Genomic DNA, 17,560 nt, shown 5'->3' with positions numbered 1-17,560 from the left:
AGCCGGGTTTAAGTTAAACTAACAAATAAACACAGATAAGTAAACATAGAAAGCTGTGGTTTTTATTCTGTGGCTTTTTTAAAATTTTTTTTTCAAAACTATTTTTTAACTTCCTTTTTCTAATTTGTTTTTCAGGTTTAGTTTTAAGTTCTAAACAATATGGTTCCTGACAGATTGGCAATAAGCTATTTTTATAACCAAATAAATTTTTAAAAGTCATCGGTAGAAAATACCTCCTACCTCTTCAGAAGCTCTGCTTGATTTTAATTCTATGACTTGAGAACAATATGAGAATATATATCTATAATTAGGTCAACTTGTCGATATGGGTATGAAGATGGAGTAGGATGACTATTTTATCAAAATAGAGGCCTAACTTATGAGATATACCGAAGAAAGGACCAAAATGCAAAATCGTGTTTCTGAAATCATGCAAAATGGATTGGAAATTGCAGACCTGTTTATAAATAAAAACTATTTAATTGATATAGGTAAATGCGACCCGATACCATTAGAAGATATTCAACGCTCTTTCTCATATATCTCGATGTTTGAAGTTAGCAAAATTGTATATGACGTTGATGAGAACATTAACGATAAACTCGTTAGTGTTTATAGTGCATTATCGAATTTTGGAAGTTCAGCTTTACTTGTTATTTTCAGTGATAAAGAAGGTGTAAAGTTTTACCTCGGAACAAGAGATGTTAATCAACCAAATACCGCAAAAGAAATTTTGCAGAAAAGCTTGAGAGGAAATTTCCCTGGTATTGAAATAAATGAACAATCATCTTCAGAAATTGAAAGAATATTAGAGTCTCATATTCCCAGCGTATATTCTAATATGGCTGTTTCTTCCGTTTCAATTGTTCCTAGCGCAAGAGACGATGATAAGGATAAATTTGTACAGGGAATGGAGAAATTTATTGATTCTATGTCCGGTGAAAAGTACACTGCGGTATTAATCTCTTCACCGTTAAGTAAAGCTGATTTGGAAAACAAGAAACGAGGATATGAGGAGCTTTATTCCACACTTTCACAATTCTCACAGGCAAATATGACGTATGGCGAAAATAATAGTGAAGCTGTAGCTATAGGAATAAGTGATAGCTTCTCAAAATCGATAAACGAGGGCGTTAGCGACACAACCGGAACAAACACGAGTACCTCCAGTGGAACAAGTAAATCTCGGTATCATGGTCGTAATTATTCTATTTTTTTACTTGGGTTTAATTCTGGTAAAAATGAAGGAACAAATACTGGGAGCTCTACCGGATCTTCTACTGGCCATACTGATACGCGTTCTGAATCTGAGTCTACAAGCAACACAAAATCAGATACAAGGACGACTACGGAAGGAACGTCTACAAGTATAGCTATTACCAGACAAAATAAGACTGTACAGGAATTATTAGAGAAGATAGATGAGCAATTAGATAGAATCAAAAATTGCGAAGCATACGGATTATGGGACAGTGCCTGTTATTTCATTTCTGAAGATCCCGAAACATCTATTGTCGCAGCTAATACATATAAAGCGCTGGTTGCTGGAGAAAAGACAAGTGTTGAAAATTCATTCATAAACCTGTGGAATAATGAATATGAGAATTCAGATAATAGCTTAATAATTTTGGATCATCTCCGGCATGGTTTGCATCCTCAGTTTAGATATCTTCCTAATAGTGGAGAGGGCAATTACACAGAACAAACAATTACTCCAGCAAGTATGATTAGTGGTGTTGAGTTGCCTATTTTGATGGGAATTCCGCACAAATCTGTAGTCGGTGTCACATCTGTTAATTCTGTTGCATTCGGTAGAAATGTGTTTGTAAAAGAGCAAAAAGATAACTCTCGAAATATTGACATTGGGGCCATCTACCATATGGGGGAGGTATTCGAGAACAATAGAGTGAAGTTGGATTTAGAGAGCTTAACAGCACATTGCTTCATAACCGGATCGACCGGCTCAGGAAAATCAAACACAACTTACAAAATTATAGATGAATTAATATCGCAAAAAAATAATGTTAAATTTTTGGTCATTGAGCCAGCAAAAGGTGAATACAAATTAGCTTTTGGTGGCATGCCGGATATTAACATATTTACAACAAATCCACGATATTATGACATGTTGAGTATAAATCCATTTGAGTTTAATGGAGAAATTCATGTATTAGAACATCTGGATAGACTTATAGAAATATTCAGTGCATGCTGGCCATTATATGCAGCTATGCCAGCATTTTTGAAAGCATCATTTGAGAAAGCATATATTCTTCATGGCTGGGACTTAAATCACTCTATACATATTAATCGAGGGAACGGAAAATTCCCAACATTCAAAGATATCGTTGACATCTTGCCTAAGTTGCTCAACGAATCTAAGTTTTCCGATGAAGTAAAGGGAAATTATGTTGGATCTCTGGTGACCCGTGTCGAATCTTTAACAGATGGTCTGGTCGGGCAAATTTTTTTGGGGCATGCAATCGACGATGATGTGCTATTTAATCAAAATACAATTGTTGACCTGAGTCGTATAGGATCTGTTGAAACAAAGGCATTGCTAATGGGCATGTTGGTATTAAAGTTGAGTGAGTTTAGACAATCAACGTCAGGTGGCACAAACCTGCCGCTTAAGCATGTAACCATACTGGAAGAAGCACATAACCTTTTGAAAAGAACCTCTGTAGACCAGGATCAAGAATCTTCAAATGTTCAGGGCAAATCCGTTGAAATGATAAGCAATTCTATAGCTGAAATGAGAACATTTGGTGAAGGATTTATTATTGTCGATCAGTCCCCAACGTCCGTAGACATATCAGCAATAAAAAACACCAATACAAAAATAATTATGAGATTACCTGAAAGGAACGATTGCGAGGTTGCCGGTTGCTCAATTGGTCTAACTGATGAACAGATTATGGAATTAACTAAACTGGATAAAGGCGTTGCTGCGATATGTCAAAATAACTGGTTAGAGCCCGTTTTAACAAAAATAGATAAGAGCAGTGATCTATATGAAATATCATCAACTCCGATTCAAGATCGAAAGAATAGAACGGCTTTAATAGGAGAATTACTTACTGAACTCATTCTCCAAGATGAAGACAAGATCTTTAATATGGCGTGGTTCAATACAATTATTAATTCTGCAAAAGTTTCCAAGCTCGCCAAAACTGATATAAGAAATCTTCTTTTGGAATATCAGAAAAAGTTTGAGACGAAACAAAAACAATTTGCTTTTTTTGAACTCATTTTTAAACTTATGAATTGTAATGATTTGTTTAGAATGTTTGAAGATAAACTACCAAACACATCGGAATTACAAAAGCTTCCAAAAAAGTCAGAGATTGATAATCCTACTGTTAAAGCTTGTAGAATATATGTTGATTATATCACTAAGAACTTGGATCTCTATGCAGATTTTGATGAACAAACAAGAAAAACAGTATTTATAAAACTCTTAGACTACAAGATCCAAAGTGAACCGAACAATAGTGAGAGATATAAATTTGTACATTATTGCGTCAGAAAAATATTTTAAAAAAGACTCTACCAATACTCTATTAATAAATGAAAAATCCGATAACTCAGTCAATAAGTCTCATTTCAATAGTAAATAAACAAAAAAGTGATTGTTTCTAGGCAAAATGGTGGCTTTCCTAAATCAGTGCAGGATTATAGAGAAGTGCCAGCTATACTATTTCGCAGGAGGTAAATGTATGTCTGGATTGGAAGACACTAATAACAATGGTGTAAAGAACAAGCTAGGTGAACTTAATAAGACAGGTGAAGGTGAAATAAGTAAAGCTGGCGAAGTTGGTGAGACAGGGATTAATAAAGGCGATGGAAACAGTAGATTCAGTAAAGAATTAAAAGATGAGCATAACAACGACTATCTTAAGATAAAGCCTGAAAACGATAAGAAAAATAATATAGATCCTGAAAACGACAAGAAAAATAATATAGATCCTGAAAACGACAAGAAAAATAATATAGATCCTGAAAACGACAAGAAAAAAGTTAGTGAGACAGGTAAAGCTGATGAGACTGGGATTAATAAAGGCGATGGAAACAGTAGATTCAGTGAAGAATTAAAAGATGAGCATAACAACGACTATCTTAAGATAAAGCCTGAAAACGACAAGAAAAAAAATATAGATCCTGAAAACGACAAGAAAAATAATATAGATCCTGAAAACGACAAGACAAAAGTTAGTGAGACAGGTAAAGCTGATGAGACTGGGATTAATAAAGGCGATGAAAACAGTGGATTCAGTGAAGAATTAGACGCTGAACGTAACGACTATCTTAAGACAGAATCTGAAAAAGATGAGATAAAAACTGATGAGACAGGTGAAACTGGTGAAGAGCTGAGTAGGATTAATAAAGGCGATGGAAAAACTGGATTCAGTGAAGAATTAAACGCTGAGCGTAACGACTATCTTAAGACAGAATCTGAAAAAGATGAGATAAAAACTGATGAGACAGGTGAAACTGGTGATGAGATCGAATCTGAAAAAGATGAGATAAAAGCTGGTGAATCTAAGACCGAATCAGAAAACGATAAGATAAATGTAGATATTCAACCTAATGCAGAAACTAAAGTTAATGAGACAGATAAAGCTGGTGAACATGAGATGGGCAAGCCAGAACTGAATGGTTTAGAACAACAATCTGAAAACGATGAATATGGCTCAGGAAACACAATGGCTCTATCATCAAGAGAGATAGCGGATGTATTAAAGAGGAGATATCCAGGGCAAGTTAGTTCATCAACTATTCCACCAAATGACGCAAAAATGGTTCATATGGCTGGTGAAAAACATCCAATAACTGGAATTGTATATGATTTAAAAGGTTTTCCAATTTTTGATGACGTTGCTGTATTTGACACAAGAATTCCAGAAAATATTGCTTCGAAACATGATAGTGAAGCCCATAAAAGAGCTGCAACTAGATCACTTCGAAAATCACTTCAAGATCCTGATCAAAAAAGAAACGCTAGTCTGACAAGCTTTACTCCAGAACAATTGAGTGCAATAAAAGGAGGAAGAGCCCAGATTCCTGGTTTTACATGGCACCATCATCAAGACTTCTCGAGGATGCAACTTGTCCCAACAGAAGAATACCATAAGAGAACAGGACATGTTGGTGGTGAGTATATGAGCAAACAATAATTAGGCTCTTCGTCGTTTCAGATGGGTAGTTTGAAATCTAACTTTCCTAATTTTAGATAGATATTAGTAATAAAATACTGAGTGTTTCGATATCCTCTAGCATTTCTTTTTATCAACTGTACAATACTGTTAATACCTTCCACAATTCCGTTAGTGACTCTGGAATCAAAGTAGTTTAGAATTCCATCCCAATGACTTTTAATGGTTTTAGCAACCTCAATTATTGCTTCTAATCTGCTATGAGTTGCCCAAAAATACCACTTTTTTAGATATTGTTCAGCTTCCTCTCGGCTTTTGTATTCCCAGAACTTTCTAAGACTTTCTTTTATATTATATGCTCTGAATGTATCCAGTTTTTGATTTTGGAGTTTTAAAAGCCTTTTTCTCTGTTTATCAGTTAGATTTTCCTTGTTCGTAATCCATATGAATTTGGTATTTTTGAGTTCCTTTGTTTTTTTTGTTCTTGTATCCTTACTTCATTTAATCCTTCATTCATCGCTTTCATCACATGGAATTTATCGAATGTAATTTTTGCATCTGGAAATTCTATAGAAATTCCACTGATATATGAGGGAGACATGTCGCAACATACCGATTTAATGTTGCTTTTGTTTCCATTATGATCTTGCAGATCTTTGCTAAAACTGGTAATAGTTGAAGAGTCTTTTCCTTCACAAGCAAATATTACTTTTGAATCTTTTATATCAACAACAAGAGTTATGTATTCATGTCCTTTCTTGCATGAAGTTTCATCTATACCAACAACACATACATCCGATAAATCCTCTTTAGACCTTGCATTGTCAGTGTAATGGTTTATGACTCTCCAAAGCTTTTTGTCATATTCTCCAAGCAACTTCCCAATTTGTAACACTGGCATTCTTTTTGATAGCTCCAGGATCAGAGCTTCCATTCGAAGAGTAAAGTTGCTTTTTTCGCGAGCCCATGGAACTTTTATTTGAAGAACTCCACAATTTTCACATTCTATTCTTGGAATTCTACAGTGCAAATATGTAGAATATTGAAAGTAGTTAATATGCCGTAACACTTTTTCCTTAGTATCATAAGCTGAGCAGTTTGGTTTGCCACACTTAGGACAGGGAAATTTGGAACCACGTTTAAAATCAATCCAAATATTAAGTTTTTCAGATGTTAAATCAAATTCAGCATTGGTTATTTGCCAAGGTTCTTTGACATTCAAAGGTATTTCAAATGTTTTTTCACAAATGGGATATCAAACTCCTGCAGTTATTTTTATCAAATATTATAATACCTATTTATATTGTATTTTTAATATAAAAACATACCCATCTGAAACGACGAAGAGCCAATAATTAAGGCAAAACAGCGTCATGCTGCTATGTATGAGCCCCTAAACTGCCAGTTTTTTTCGCCTCCTCATAGGACAAAGGGGTAATGCTGACAATTTACTTGTATGTAAACATGCTTCTATACTTTAATAGTTCCTAGGTGTAAATTTTAGAATATTTCCTGTTGTCCAGTGACCTCATTATCTCAGCATAACTAGAATTTATCTCTTCATTTGTCTGTAAGTTTATGCCTGTTTCTACCTTTAAAACCCTAATTTGACAGATTCTGCTAATTAATACAGTATTTTCTTACACAAAACACGTTGTATCGACACATTACATTTTGGTAAACTGAAAAATGTAAAAAAATCATAAGATGTGGGATAAAACTTTGAATAGTGTGAAGAAAACATAAGCATGAAGCCCGTTTAGACATTATATAATATATGCGTCTGTCAAATTTGGGTTAAAATCTGTAATTACAAGTTATAACTGCTTTAATTCTGTTATTTACACAGTTAACATTCCTTTCTTGTTATTACTCCTATTTTTTAGTAGTTTCTTTTATAAAACGAATTAAATAGGTTGATTTTAAAAATAAACGTTTTTTATAATTATTTATCTAAATTTAATCTAAATAAAAGAACTATTGAAACAAATAGGCAAGTTTAATAATTATAAATCAAATTATGACTTTGTTAACACTTAAAATTAGAATTGCTTAGTAGTTAATTGCTTTTAGTAAACTAGAAGGATTATTAAAATGGTTGACAGCTATACAGATGTACAAACTTATACGACTAAAATGATATTAATTTATCAGCAGTATTTATTTTCTTAGCAACAGCGCTTCTTTTTTCAACTTGAGTTGCACCATTTGGTGCTATTCTAGTAGTGTAATAGCTTTTGTCAACTATTTTAGACAATTTATGAGCACATAGTCTGTATTTGCAGATGTCCTTTTGCATTGGAAATCACTGAGATACAAGGAGATCAAGAGATGGGCAATAATGACAAGGAAGAACCTCCGACTGATCAAAGAATGGTAGATGATGCGTTTCCTGAAAATATAAAAGACGAAGTTGTCGATACAGTTACAAGCAACGAAGAAATCAAAGAAGAGAAATTGATACTTGATGAACCTCTCAATGGGTCGAATGTCGAAAAGTGTACTGAAGAGGAACTCGGAAAAGCTGAAAGTGTAAGCATCAGTAATGATGATATTTTGCAAAATATTACCGATCTTTCGGCTAAAGTAGACTCCCTTAATCAACTCTTTTCCGAAAAAACACAGCATATGGAACATAAGGGAAAAATTATTGATCAAATGCATAAAGAGCTTCAGAAGTATAAGGATGACATTTACTCACAGGTTCTCAGACAAGTTCTTCTTGACATTATTGAAGTTAGAGATAGTATTTTGAGAATAACCGATTTTTACCTCAAGAAGCCTGAAGGAGAAAGGGATATTCCTAACGAAACTTTTGCAGGATATGCTCTTGACATTCAAGATATATTAGATAAAAATGGCGTTGAGATATACGAAAGCAGCCCTGGAGATTCTTTTTTGCCGGTAAAACAACGAGTAATTAAGAAGGTTGTTACTGAAAACAGTGAATTACACGGTAAGGTTGCCGAGTCTCTAAGCTGTGGCTATGACTATAACGGAAGGACTATTTCTGCAGAAAAAATTGCTGTTTATTATTATGAAGAGCCAGCCGAAATAATAACAGAAATTAACACGGAGATGGTACAACATGGCTAAGTATGTCTATGGCATTGATCTTGGTACGACATATTCATGTATTGCGTATGTTGACGAAAGTGGAAGGGCAAATGTTATTAAAAATTTAGAAGGAACAAATACTACTCCTTCTGTTGTTAATTTTGCAAGTCCCAATCAAGTTGTCGTAGGACAGGTGGCAAAGGAGACTGCCGTTATTGACCCTAAGAATACTGTATCACTAGTAAAAACATTGATGGGTAAAAGTAACTTTGCTATAAATTACAACGATGAAGATAAATCTCCTGAAGAAGTATCGGCCTACATCTTGAGGAAGCTTGCAGAAGACGCAGCAAAGGAAATTGATGCAGAAGTAAAGGATGTAGTAATTACGTGTCCTGCTTATTTTGGTACTGCTGAAAGAACAGCGACAAAGAATGCAGGAATAATTGCTGGTCTCAATGTGCTGGAGATTATTAGTGAACCTGTTGCTGCAGCAATTTACTATGGGTGCACTAAAGAACCTGAAGAAAAAACTATTCTTGTATATGATCTGGGGGGAGGAACTTTTGATGTTACTATCATGAGTATTAACTCCGAAAAAATTGAGATTATATGTTCTGACGGGGACCATGATTTAGGCGGAAAAGATTGGGACAGTGCAACCATGCGTTACCTTGCAGATGAATTTGCTTCTCAAAAATCATATGATGGCGATTTTGATGAATACGCACAGCAGGATCTTCGTTTGAAAGCTGAAAAAGCAAAACAGCAACTTTCTGCGAAAGAAAAAACTCCTGTTATAGTTGAGGCAGCTGGAGAAAGAGCAAGAATCGATTTTTCAAGAGAAAAATTTGATGAGATTACTTTTTCACTGTTAAATTCCACCGTTGATAAGACTGATGCTGCTATTGCTGTGGCAGAAAAACGTGGTTTTAAAGTAGATGAAATTCTTTTGGTTGGCGGTTCTACGAGAATGCCACAGGTAACCAGGGTGTTGGAGGAAAAATACGGCATAAAGCCTAAAATCCTTGAACCGGATGAAGCTGTTGCTAAAGGGGCTGCAATTCATGCTGTTAATGTTTACATCAACGACCAACCAACTTTGTCCAAATGGGATGAAGACAATAAAGGCAGTGTGACTTCAGATTCCGTTTTAGATCCATCTAATAGTGTTGAACAATTATCTGTTGACCCAGCGATGATGAGCATAGGTGGAAAAAAGCGTTCGATTGTTGTGGCTACAACTAAAAGTTTTGCTGTAGAGGCAATTGTAAATAAGGAACCAAAATGTTGCAATATGATTATCAAAAACAATTCTATGCCTGATGGTGTCATAACTGTTTCCCAGACATTTGGAACATACATTGCAAACCAGGAAACAGCTGAAATAGTTGTCTATGAAAGCGATTTTATGGATGAGTATTTTGATATCGATAAAGATTACGAGATTGGTACAGCAACCTTAGAATTGCCGGATAACCTTCCTTCTGGTGCGCCAATTGAGATAATATTAAGTCTTAATAGTGAAGGCATTTTGGAAGTTACTGGTAAAGATCTGACAAGCAACAAAGAAATTCATGCAACTATGCAGTCAAAAAATATCATGACCAGTGAAGAAGTTGAGGATTTAAGAAAAAAATCACAGCAAATGGTCTTGATGTAATTACATTTTATCAGCTACAATACTTATTGGGCTTATCCTAAAACTCAAAATCATTTTTTTCAATTTCAAATTTGAAAAATCAATCGAATTTATGATCATGAAAGCGGTTTTTAAATTTCCATATTTAATTATAAAATCGGTTTAAGATGAGCTCATTGGGTTTGCAAGCTAATTTAATTTGGAGGAATAAAAGTGGGTATTAGAGTCGGAATTGACTTAGGTACAACTTTTAGTGCTGTTGCATGTATAGATGAGCAAACTGGGAAACCAGAGGTTATAAAAAATTGTTTTGGCAGTGCTATCACTCCTTCAGTTTTGTGTTTCGAGCCTAATGGGAATATTTTGTATGGCCAAGACGCTAAAAATATGCAAGCGATGGGCGATATCAATACCGTTGCGTTTTTTAAACGTAGCATGGGTAAAGATATGTTTTCTGTAGAGATTAATGGGAAAACATATAATGCAACGGATTTCTCTGCCACATTTCTTGAAAAGATTAAGAAAGAAGCCGAATCACAAATCGGAGAGAAAATTGATGCTGCTGTTATAACTGTTCCTGCTTATTTTACTCATAAAGAGCGTGAAGCCACTATTGAAGCTGGCAAAAGAGCAGGGCTAGATGTCCTTTCAATTATTAATGAGCCTACTGCAGCGGCAATCGCATATGGGTTGAATGGCAAAGATGCAGAGCAAACTGTACTGATATATGACCTTGGGGGTGGAACATTCGATGTTACCATTGCCCGTATCAATAAAGATGAAATTGATATCCTCGGTAGCGATGGTAACCATGAACTTGGTGGCAAAGATTGGGATGATTGTATAGCAAGATACCTGGTAGCTGAATTCCAAGAACGATATGGAATAGACTTAAGCGAGGATAGAGAAATGGTTGCCTCTTTATTGGTAACTGCTGAGAATGTAAAGAGGCAGCTAACAGCAAAAGACACTGTAAGAGTGCCCATTACCTATCAAAGTATTAGAGCTAATATTGAAATTACAGAAGACTTGTTTGAATCTATTTCACAGTTTTTATTAGGAACAACTAAAGAATTGACTGAAGGTTTAATCACTTCCCTCAATTTATCATGGAATAATATCGATGGTGTAATTCTTGTTGGCGGTTCCACAAGAATGAGAATGGTTCATAAGTATGTTGAGAGCATGTCGGGTAAACATCCCCTTTCGGGTGTTAATGTGGACGAAGCTGTAGCTCTTGGAGCAGCAATCAGAGCCAATACTGATGAGAAAGCGAATATAGTTCCTTTGATTGGCGGGTTAATGCATCGTCCAAAAACAAATAAACTGTGCATACAAGGCGCTAAAGCTGTATTTGATGTTACAGCTCATTCTCTTGGAATGATATCTATTAGTCCCGATGGAGAAAAATACATTAACAGCATCATTATTAAGAAAAATAGTAAAGTTCCAGCAGAGAATACAAGATCATTTAAGTTTAAGACAAGAACTAAAAATAACGAACTTGAAGTATATATTTTGCAAGGCGAATTTGAAAGACCCTTAGATAATACGATTATCAATAAATATGTAATAACAGAAATCGAAAGAGTTTCCTCATCTACTTCTTTTATTGATGTGACATATCAATACACCTCTAATGGTGTTGTTGAAGTATCAGCGGTTCAACAAGAAAACCATAAGAAATTGCCAATTAGAATTGAGCCGATACCCGAAGATATGGATTGGACTGACAGGTCACCAAAAGATCAAGCTGGTAACGCAGAGGCTCCGAATGTTGAGATCATTTTAGCAGTTGATTTATCTGGAAGCATGTATGGCAAGCCAATTAAAAAAGCACAGCAAGCGATGCATGATTTTGTAGCCAAATTAGAAGAAGGTAATACTAAAATTGGTATTCTTGCATTTGCCAATAAGGTCAAATGTGTATTGCCGCTTGATACAGATTTTAATAATGTTAATGATGTAATATCAAAATTAAGTGGTGTGAAAGTAGGTGGTGGAAATTCTGCAGAACCATTTACAACTGCTTTAACCCTGTTAAAAGGAAACCTTTCTGAAAATGAGGGCGAAGTATGCTATATTATTGTGCTTACTGATGGCGAGTGGTACCATCAGAAAAGGGCAATAAGCGCAGCTAAGCAGTGCCATGAAGCAGGCATAGAAATTATTGCATTGGGGTTTGGAAATGCAGACTATGAGTTTCTAAAACAAATCGCATCTATAGATGAATTTGCTTCTATAACGAATTTGACTGAACTATCTGGTTCATTCTCTAAGATTGCCCAAGCAATCAGCGACTATGCTACTGGTTTGAAAGTAATGTAATTATAGAGTAAGGGTAGTGCTTTCATGAAAGAGAACTACTATTTGTTATTAGAGTTAGATTTTGACCCTGCCGTGGAGGATCAAGCTATTATAGACCAGAGAATTGAAGATAAGGTTAAATTTTGGTCTCGTAATTCTAACCATTTCAAAAAAGGCGCAGAATACAAGATGTATCTTGAAATGCTCCCCGAAATAAAAAGAATAATGAGCGATCCTGTTGAGCGTAAAAGGGAAGCTGCTTCTGCGTGTAGTATCGTATATGATCCAATAGATCAAGATCTAAAAATACTTGGTACAGCTGGGAAAATTGACGAAAAAGTAGTCGAAAATTATGCAAATACGAAAAAGATATCCGTGAACGTAGTTAAAAAAAGAGTTTCTGCTCTTGGAATAAAAATAATCCCGAAGGTTGATTTCCAGATAACTTATGACAAGTATTATAAAAATAAGCCTAAGAATGTTGAAGCATTTGATGGCATGAAGACTTACCTTAATCCATTTAATAAAGATGATTTTTATGCTTTCTTAAATCCCGGTACCTTGCAGAATATGGACAAACTGCCATGCGATAAGCTCAAACAACTAGCACAGGAAAAAAAGAAAAACGAGTTCTATAAAAATGATACTTACAGTAGTGCTGGTAAAAAAGTCTGCGAAGCTTGTGAACTGGCTTTCAAGGACGAAAGCAGTAAAACAATTTATGACGATTACTTAGCATGGTGTAAAAGAAGAAGTATTTTAGATAACGCAAAAGAAATTGCAAAGATCACAGATAAAAAAATGTCTGATGAACAAGGTGATATTTACATTGGGAAATTAACTGAGCTGCTCAAGGATAGAACACTGGCGGAAAATATTTTCATTTCCTTCTGTAAAATTGAGAAAATTGAATACAATCCAGATTTATATAATCCAGGTAAGAAAGAAGAGAAAGCAAGGAAAGATGCCGAAGAGAAAGCAAGGAAAGGAGCTGAAGAGAAAACAAGGAAAGAAGCCGAAGAGAAAGCAAGGAAAGAAGCTGAAGAGAAAGCAAGGAAAGAAGCTGAAGAGAAAGCAAGGAAAGAAGCCGAAGAGAAAGCAAGGAAAGAAGCCGAAGAGAAAGCAAGGAAAGAAGCGAAAGCAAAGAAAGAGGCTGAAAACAAAAAAAGGGACGAAGAAATAAAGAAGAAAGAGGAAGAAGAGAAAGCAAGGAAAGAAGCCGAAGAGAAAGCAAAATATGACGTACTAAAAAAGTTGGCTATCGGGGCAATTCTATGTTTTCTGGCACTAGGTGGAATTTCACTGATGAGCGGGAACGATGGAAGTCAATCTGAAAATCCACAAGCACCATATCAAACAGTAGGCGAGAGAGTAGGTGGTACGAATTCAAATATAAATGGTTCAGAACAACCAGTACTCCCTGTTGCCGACTTTTGGTCAGATATAACTTCCGGAGAAGCACCACTAAAGGTACAGTTTTTTGACGAGAGCACCGACTCACCAACCTCTTGGAACTGGGACTTCGGGGATGGAGTTACTTCAACCAAGCAAAATCCAATACACACCTATACAACAGATGGAACTTACACGGTGAAAGAGACTATAACAAATGAAATAGGTGGGGATACAGAAACAAAAGAGAGTTATATCACTGTTACAGCTTCTGCAGAGGCTCTAACTGCTGTTGCTCCAGTTCCTGATTTTTCTGCATCCGTAACTTCAGGAGAAGCACCTCTTACAGTATCTTTTACTGATGAAAGCTCAGGATCTCCTACCGAATGGCAATGGAATTTTGGAGACAGTTATGATATCTTCACCGAGCATAATCCAACGCATACCTATACAAAAGCTGGAACTTATACAGTAACAGAGACTGTAACCAATGAAGCAGGTCAGGATATGGAAACAAAAACAGGCTATATCACTGTTACAGCTCCTGCAGAGACTCCAATCGTTGTTGTTCCAGTTCCTGATTTTTCTGCATCTGTAACTTCAGGAGAAGCACCTCTTACAGTATCTTTTACTGATGAAAGCTCAGGATCTCCTACTGAATGGCAATGGAATTTTGGAGACAGTTATGATATCTTCACCGAGCATAATCCAACGCATACCTATACAAAAGCTGGAACTTATACAGTAACAGAGACTGTAACCAATGAAGCAGGTCAGGATATGGAAACAAAAACAGACTATATCACTGTTACAGCTCCTGAAAGTGATGAGACAACATCCGATAACACAGAAACTGCTCTCCCTGACACTGAATTCAAATCTACAGAAACTGTTCCAGTTCCTGATTTTTCTGCATCCGTAACTTCAGGAGAAGCACCTCTTACAGTATCTTTTACTGATGAAAGCTCAGGATCTCCTACTGAATGGCAATGGAATTTTGGAGACAGTTATGATATCTTCACCGAGCATAATCCAACGCATACCTATACAAAAGCTGGAACTTATACAGTAACAGAGACTGTAACCAATGAAGCAGGTCAGGATATGGAAACAAAAACAGACTATATCACTGTTACAGCTCCTGAAAGTGATGACACAACATCCGGTGACACAAGCCTTCCCACTGAATCTGAAGTATTAACATTTGTAAATGATTATCAAGGGGTAAGTGACTTTATAGAAACTGTTTCAGGAGATTCGGAATCTTATCATCCTGAGTGGAAATGGGATATATGGCAAGATCAGTATGGAAATAGATTGATAAGCTTCTACTACTACCAAAATAATCCCAAAGGATATGACAGCACCTATTTTGACAGCGAAGGAAACATAATTTCAACAAAGGATTTGGAGTTAACATTGGTGAATAGTTACAAAGGAGCTTAAAGGGATATTCAAATTGAAATATCTCTTTTTACTTTTTTGTCTGTTCAGCAGGAAAGCTTTCAGACAGCGTTGACCTACGGTTTCAATTCTTGTTTTAATGGATTTCTTCGGGAATGAGTAAAACATCATCACAAATAACATCATACTCAACACCAATCCACACTATCGAACTTATAGGTATGATCAGTGGACAGGATTTGGAATCTGCAACCGTGTGAAGCCACGTTTGAGTCAAAACAGTTGGTGTCCCCTACGGGCTTACGGGCAAAAGTAGAAGAATTATGTATATATAATGATTTAGAGGCTAGAACTTGATAAGACCAGATATGACAAGCAGGAGGTCCGGCAAGAGATTTCCTGGTATCATAAGGATCTGAACAGAATCAAAGAGATTCAGATTTCTCCGTAAAACCGCAGGTAATCTTCCATTGCCTTTTTCGCCTGAGCAGGATATTCTTTTTTCATATATTCAATGAATTCGTCCCTTGATTGAATTTCCTTAAGAACCTCAAGCATACGGGCGGCAAATTTTCTTGATTCCATACTTCCTTTTCGGAGTTCAAAAGAAAGGCAAAGAGCCTCTTTTGGAAAATACTTTCTTCTAACCCAGGGAGAAACAGAACCAAGTAGTACTCCTTCTTTGAGGATGCTGTAAGCAGGCACTCCTATGAGTTCGAGTCTGTGCTTTCCGGCCAGTTTTTCAAGATTTTCACCGGAATAGGAATGAAGCTCAATGTAAATTTCGGGCTTTAATTCTTCAATCGCCCTGATGATCTTTTTTCCGGTTTCGGGATAGTAATCCGGGTTCAGGGTTGAAATGTACTTCCCGCAGTCTACAAGTGGAATCAGAGCCAGAGAACCGGTTTTTGGAGGTTTAATGCCTTTCAGAAGTCCAGTCGTATCTTTCCATTCATCTCCGTGAAGGCCTGCAACAAAGAGTCGAACTGGTCTTTCGTGGCCGTAAATTTTCATTCTGGCATCAGGATACGAATCTGATCGCATTTCTGTGCATTCGTGGTTGCTGAAAAAAGAATCCCTTGAACTCTCTTTTCCTTTAGAATTTTCTATTGTTTCAGAACTCTTTATTGTTTCAGAACTCTTTATTGTTTCAGAACTCTTTGTTGCTTTAGAATTCTCTATTGCTTCAGATTTCTCTATTCCGCCTGAATTCTCTATTGCTTCAGACTTCTCTATTCCACATGAATTTTCTATCCTGTCAGTATTCATCAGTTTTGAGGCCTCAAAACTCATTTTTTTCGGGCTGAGCTTCTGTGAGTGGCTCTTTCTTTTCGGGCAGGGATTTTCTTGTGACCACATAAATTTCCTGTTTTTTGGGATTGATAACCTGCTGAATTTCAAGTCCAAGGTTCTCTATTTTACTCAGGATCGGTTTTGGGTTCTTCTTTTTAGGAATTTTGATGACCTGAAGCAGCTTTCCTTCGGGTTTCAGCAGAGGCAGCACTCTCGAAAGAGCCTTGATTGAGTCCTCAGGTTCCAGGGTCATATCCGAAAGAATCACATCCACGGGTTCTTCTGAAAGCAAATTCAGGGGTATGGTGAAGACATCTCCGAATATTACCTCAACATTTTCCTTTTCATATGCAATTTTTCCAAGTTCGCTCCTGAAGTCCTTGCTGAATTCTATGCCTTTTATATGGCCTACAATTTCCGAGGCAAAAAGAAGAAAGCCGCCTGCGCTGGAGCCAAGGTCAAGCACTTTATCTCCAGGCTTAAGAATTCCACTTTCCTCCTGAATAAGCTTGAGTTTGAAATAGCCCTGAGGCTGGTCAAGGCCCTCAGTAACTTCTATTATATCATCAGTAGACACATCTTTGGAGGCTTTTGTTACTGCCGCGCCGTTTACCTTAACATTTCCGGCAAGGATAGCCGACTTGGCTCGTCCCCTTGATTTAAAATAGCCCATATCTACAAGGTATGCATCCAGTCTCATGGGACATTGTATCGGCAGAGCCTGTATATATAGATAGTATAGATAGCAAGTCGGTGAATGTTGGAATATTCAATTCTGGGAAATCCTGGCAGTTGTTCTAATTTTTAAAAATAAAAAAGTCATTTTTCCTATATTAACAGTTCTCAGAATAGCCGCATTAAAGCTGAAATAAGATAGTGGTTTTAGTTTAATGTTCAAACTGAAGACTATTTTATGTCCTGAGTTGATGATGAACAGGTAAAAATCTTATACCCGGTACATTTGTCATTTATGTGTTCGATTATATACGAGGTTTAAGAGCAGGGCACGTACAGAGCTTCGAAATTATATACAGTTTCAGTATCTATTGTAAAGAAATAGATATATTTTTAAACAATAATTTTTTATTTACTTTGTAATTAAGGCTTATATTCAGGTCTTTATTTCAATAAAAGGTATTTTTTTCAAAAAAGGTACTTTTTAAAACGAGGTACTTTTGAAAAAAAGTACTTTTCAACACAAAGCATTTCTAAAAATGAAGTGTGCATAAAGTCCTGTTTATAAATCATATTAATTGTACGAGTTTAATTTATTGAACTTAGTAATTTATTGAACTTACTTAATTTATTG

Annotated in this window: 9 protein-coding genes and 1 pseudogene; 6 read left to right on the top strand and 4 right to left on the bottom strand. The window is 36.0% G+C overall.

From position 1 onward, the window contains the following. Window positions 1-379: 379 nt before the first annotated feature. Both MSBRM_RS11380 and MSBRM_RS18890 read left to right on the top strand, forming a co-directional pair. Window positions 380-3,541 (top strand): ATP-binding protein, encoded by a 3,162-nt coding sequence (locus tag MSBRM_RS11380; RefSeq protein ID WP_052712867.1) that lies wholly within the window; start codon window positions 380-382, stop codon window positions 3,539-3,541. Window positions 3,542-3,719: 178 nt separating this feature from the next. Further along, the gene (locus MSBRM_RS18890; RefSeq protein ID WP_052712866.1) at window positions 3,720-5,177 is read left to right on the top strand and encodes an HNH endonuclease; all 1,458 of its coding nucleotides are present in this window, start codon (window positions 3,720-3,722) and stop codon (window positions 5,175-5,177) included. Between the two features lie 17 nt (window positions 5,178-5,194). On the opposite strand, the pseudogene MSBRM_RS11370 reads toward MSBRM_RS18890, so the two are convergent. Further along, a pseudogene (locus MSBRM_RS11370) lies at window positions 5,195-6,306 on the bottom strand (ISL3 family transposase). A 1,181-nt stretch (window positions 6,307-7,487) separates the two neighbouring features. On the opposite strand from MSBRM_RS11370, the gene grpE reads away from it, so the two are divergent. The 4 genes from grpE (at window position 7,488) to MSBRM_RS18885 (ending at window position 15,000) form a co-directional block, all read left to right on the top strand. Beyond that, window positions 7,488-8,252, top strand: coding sequence for a nucleotide exchange factor GrpE (gene grpE, locus MSBRM_RS11365; protein WP_048155771.1), 765 nt, complete (start codon window positions 7,488-7,490; stop codon window positions 8,250-8,252). Further along, on the top strand, window positions 8,245-9,876 hold the full coding sequence (locus MSBRM_RS11360) for an Hsp70 family protein (protein ID WP_048116752.1): 1,632 nt from the start codon (window positions 8,245-8,247) through the stop codon (window positions 9,874-9,876). Before grpE ends, MSBRM_RS11360 begins: the two co-directional genes overlap by 8 nt. A gap of 192 nt (window positions 9,877-10,068) precedes the next feature. Further along, the gene (locus MSBRM_RS11355; RefSeq protein ID WP_048116754.1) at window positions 10,069-12,183 is read left to right on the top strand and encodes an Hsp70 family protein; all 2,115 of its coding nucleotides are present in this window, start codon (window positions 10,069-10,071) and stop codon (window positions 12,181-12,183) included. Window positions 12,184-12,207: 24 nt separating this feature from the next. After that, the gene (locus MSBRM_RS18885) at window positions 12,208-15,000 is read left to right on the top strand and encodes a PKD domain-containing protein (protein WP_052712864.1); all 2,793 of its coding nucleotides are present in this window, start codon (window positions 12,208-12,210) and stop codon (window positions 14,998-15,000) included. 94 nt (window positions 15,001-15,094) lie between these two features. On the opposite strand, the gene MSBRM_RS20460 is transcribed toward MSBRM_RS18885, so the two are convergent. The 3 genes from MSBRM_RS20460 to MSBRM_RS11340 all read right to left on the bottom strand — a co-directional run bounded on the left by MSBRM_RS20460 (window position 15,095) and on the right by MSBRM_RS11340 (window position 16,951). Continuing rightward, a complete protein-coding gene (locus MSBRM_RS20460) occupies window positions 15,095-15,235 on the bottom strand; it encodes a hypothetical protein (protein WP_155396440.1) in 141 nt (46 codons plus the stop codon). A gap of 158 nt (window positions 15,236-15,393) precedes the next feature. Then, window positions 15,394-16,317, bottom strand: coding sequence for a DUF2119 domain-containing protein (locus tag MSBRM_RS11345; RefSeq protein WP_329957078.1), 924 nt, complete (start codon window positions 16,315-16,317; stop codon window positions 15,394-15,396). Next, window positions 16,241-16,951 (bottom strand): S4 domain-containing protein, encoded by a 711-nt coding sequence (locus MSBRM_RS11340; RefSeq protein WP_048116756.1) that lies wholly within the window; start codon window positions 16,949-16,951, stop codon window positions 16,241-16,243. The genes MSBRM_RS11345 and MSBRM_RS11340 overlap by 77 nt, the downstream gene beginning before the upstream one ends. Between the last annotated feature and the right edge of the window lie 609 nt (window positions 16,952-17,560).

Source organism: Methanosarcina barkeri MS (assembly GCF_000970025.1).
GTDB classification, from domain to species: domain Archaea; phylum Halobacteriota; class Methanosarcinia; order Methanosarcinales; family Methanosarcinaceae; genus Methanosarcina; species Methanosarcina barkeri.
The sequence above is the reverse complement of the archived record's forward strand: the minus strand, read 5'-3'. Positions and strand labels throughout refer to the sequence as shown.

Excerpts from the sequence above, each read along its gene's own strand:
- MSBRM_RS11380 (WP_052712867.1), top strand. The coding sequence starts at position 380 with ATGAGATATACCGAAGAAAGGACCAAAATGCAAAATCGTGTTTCTGAA.
- MSBRM_RS18890 (WP_052712866.1), top strand. The coding sequence starts at position 3,720 with ATGTCTGGATTGGAAGACACTAATAACAATGGTGTAAAGAACAAGCTA.
- grpE (WP_048155771.1), top strand. The coding sequence starts at position 7,488 with ATGGGCAATAATGACAAGGAAGAACCTCCGACTGATCAAAGAATGGTA.
- MSBRM_RS11360 (WP_048116752.1), top strand. The coding sequence starts at position 8,245 with ATGGCTAAGTATGTCTATGGCATTGATCTTGGTACGACATATTCATGT.
- MSBRM_RS18885 (WP_052712864.1), top strand. The coding sequence starts at position 12,208 with ATGAAAGAGAACTACTATTTGTTATTAGAGTTAGATTTTGACCCTGCC.
- MSBRM_RS11345 (WP_329957078.1), bottom strand. The coding sequence starts at position 16,317 with ATGTGGTCACAAGAAAATCCCTGCCCGAAAAGAAAGAGCCACTCACAG.
- MSBRM_RS11340 (WP_048116756.1), bottom strand. The coding sequence starts at position 16,951 with ATGAGACTGGATGCATACCTTGTAGATATGGGCTATTTTAAATCAAGG.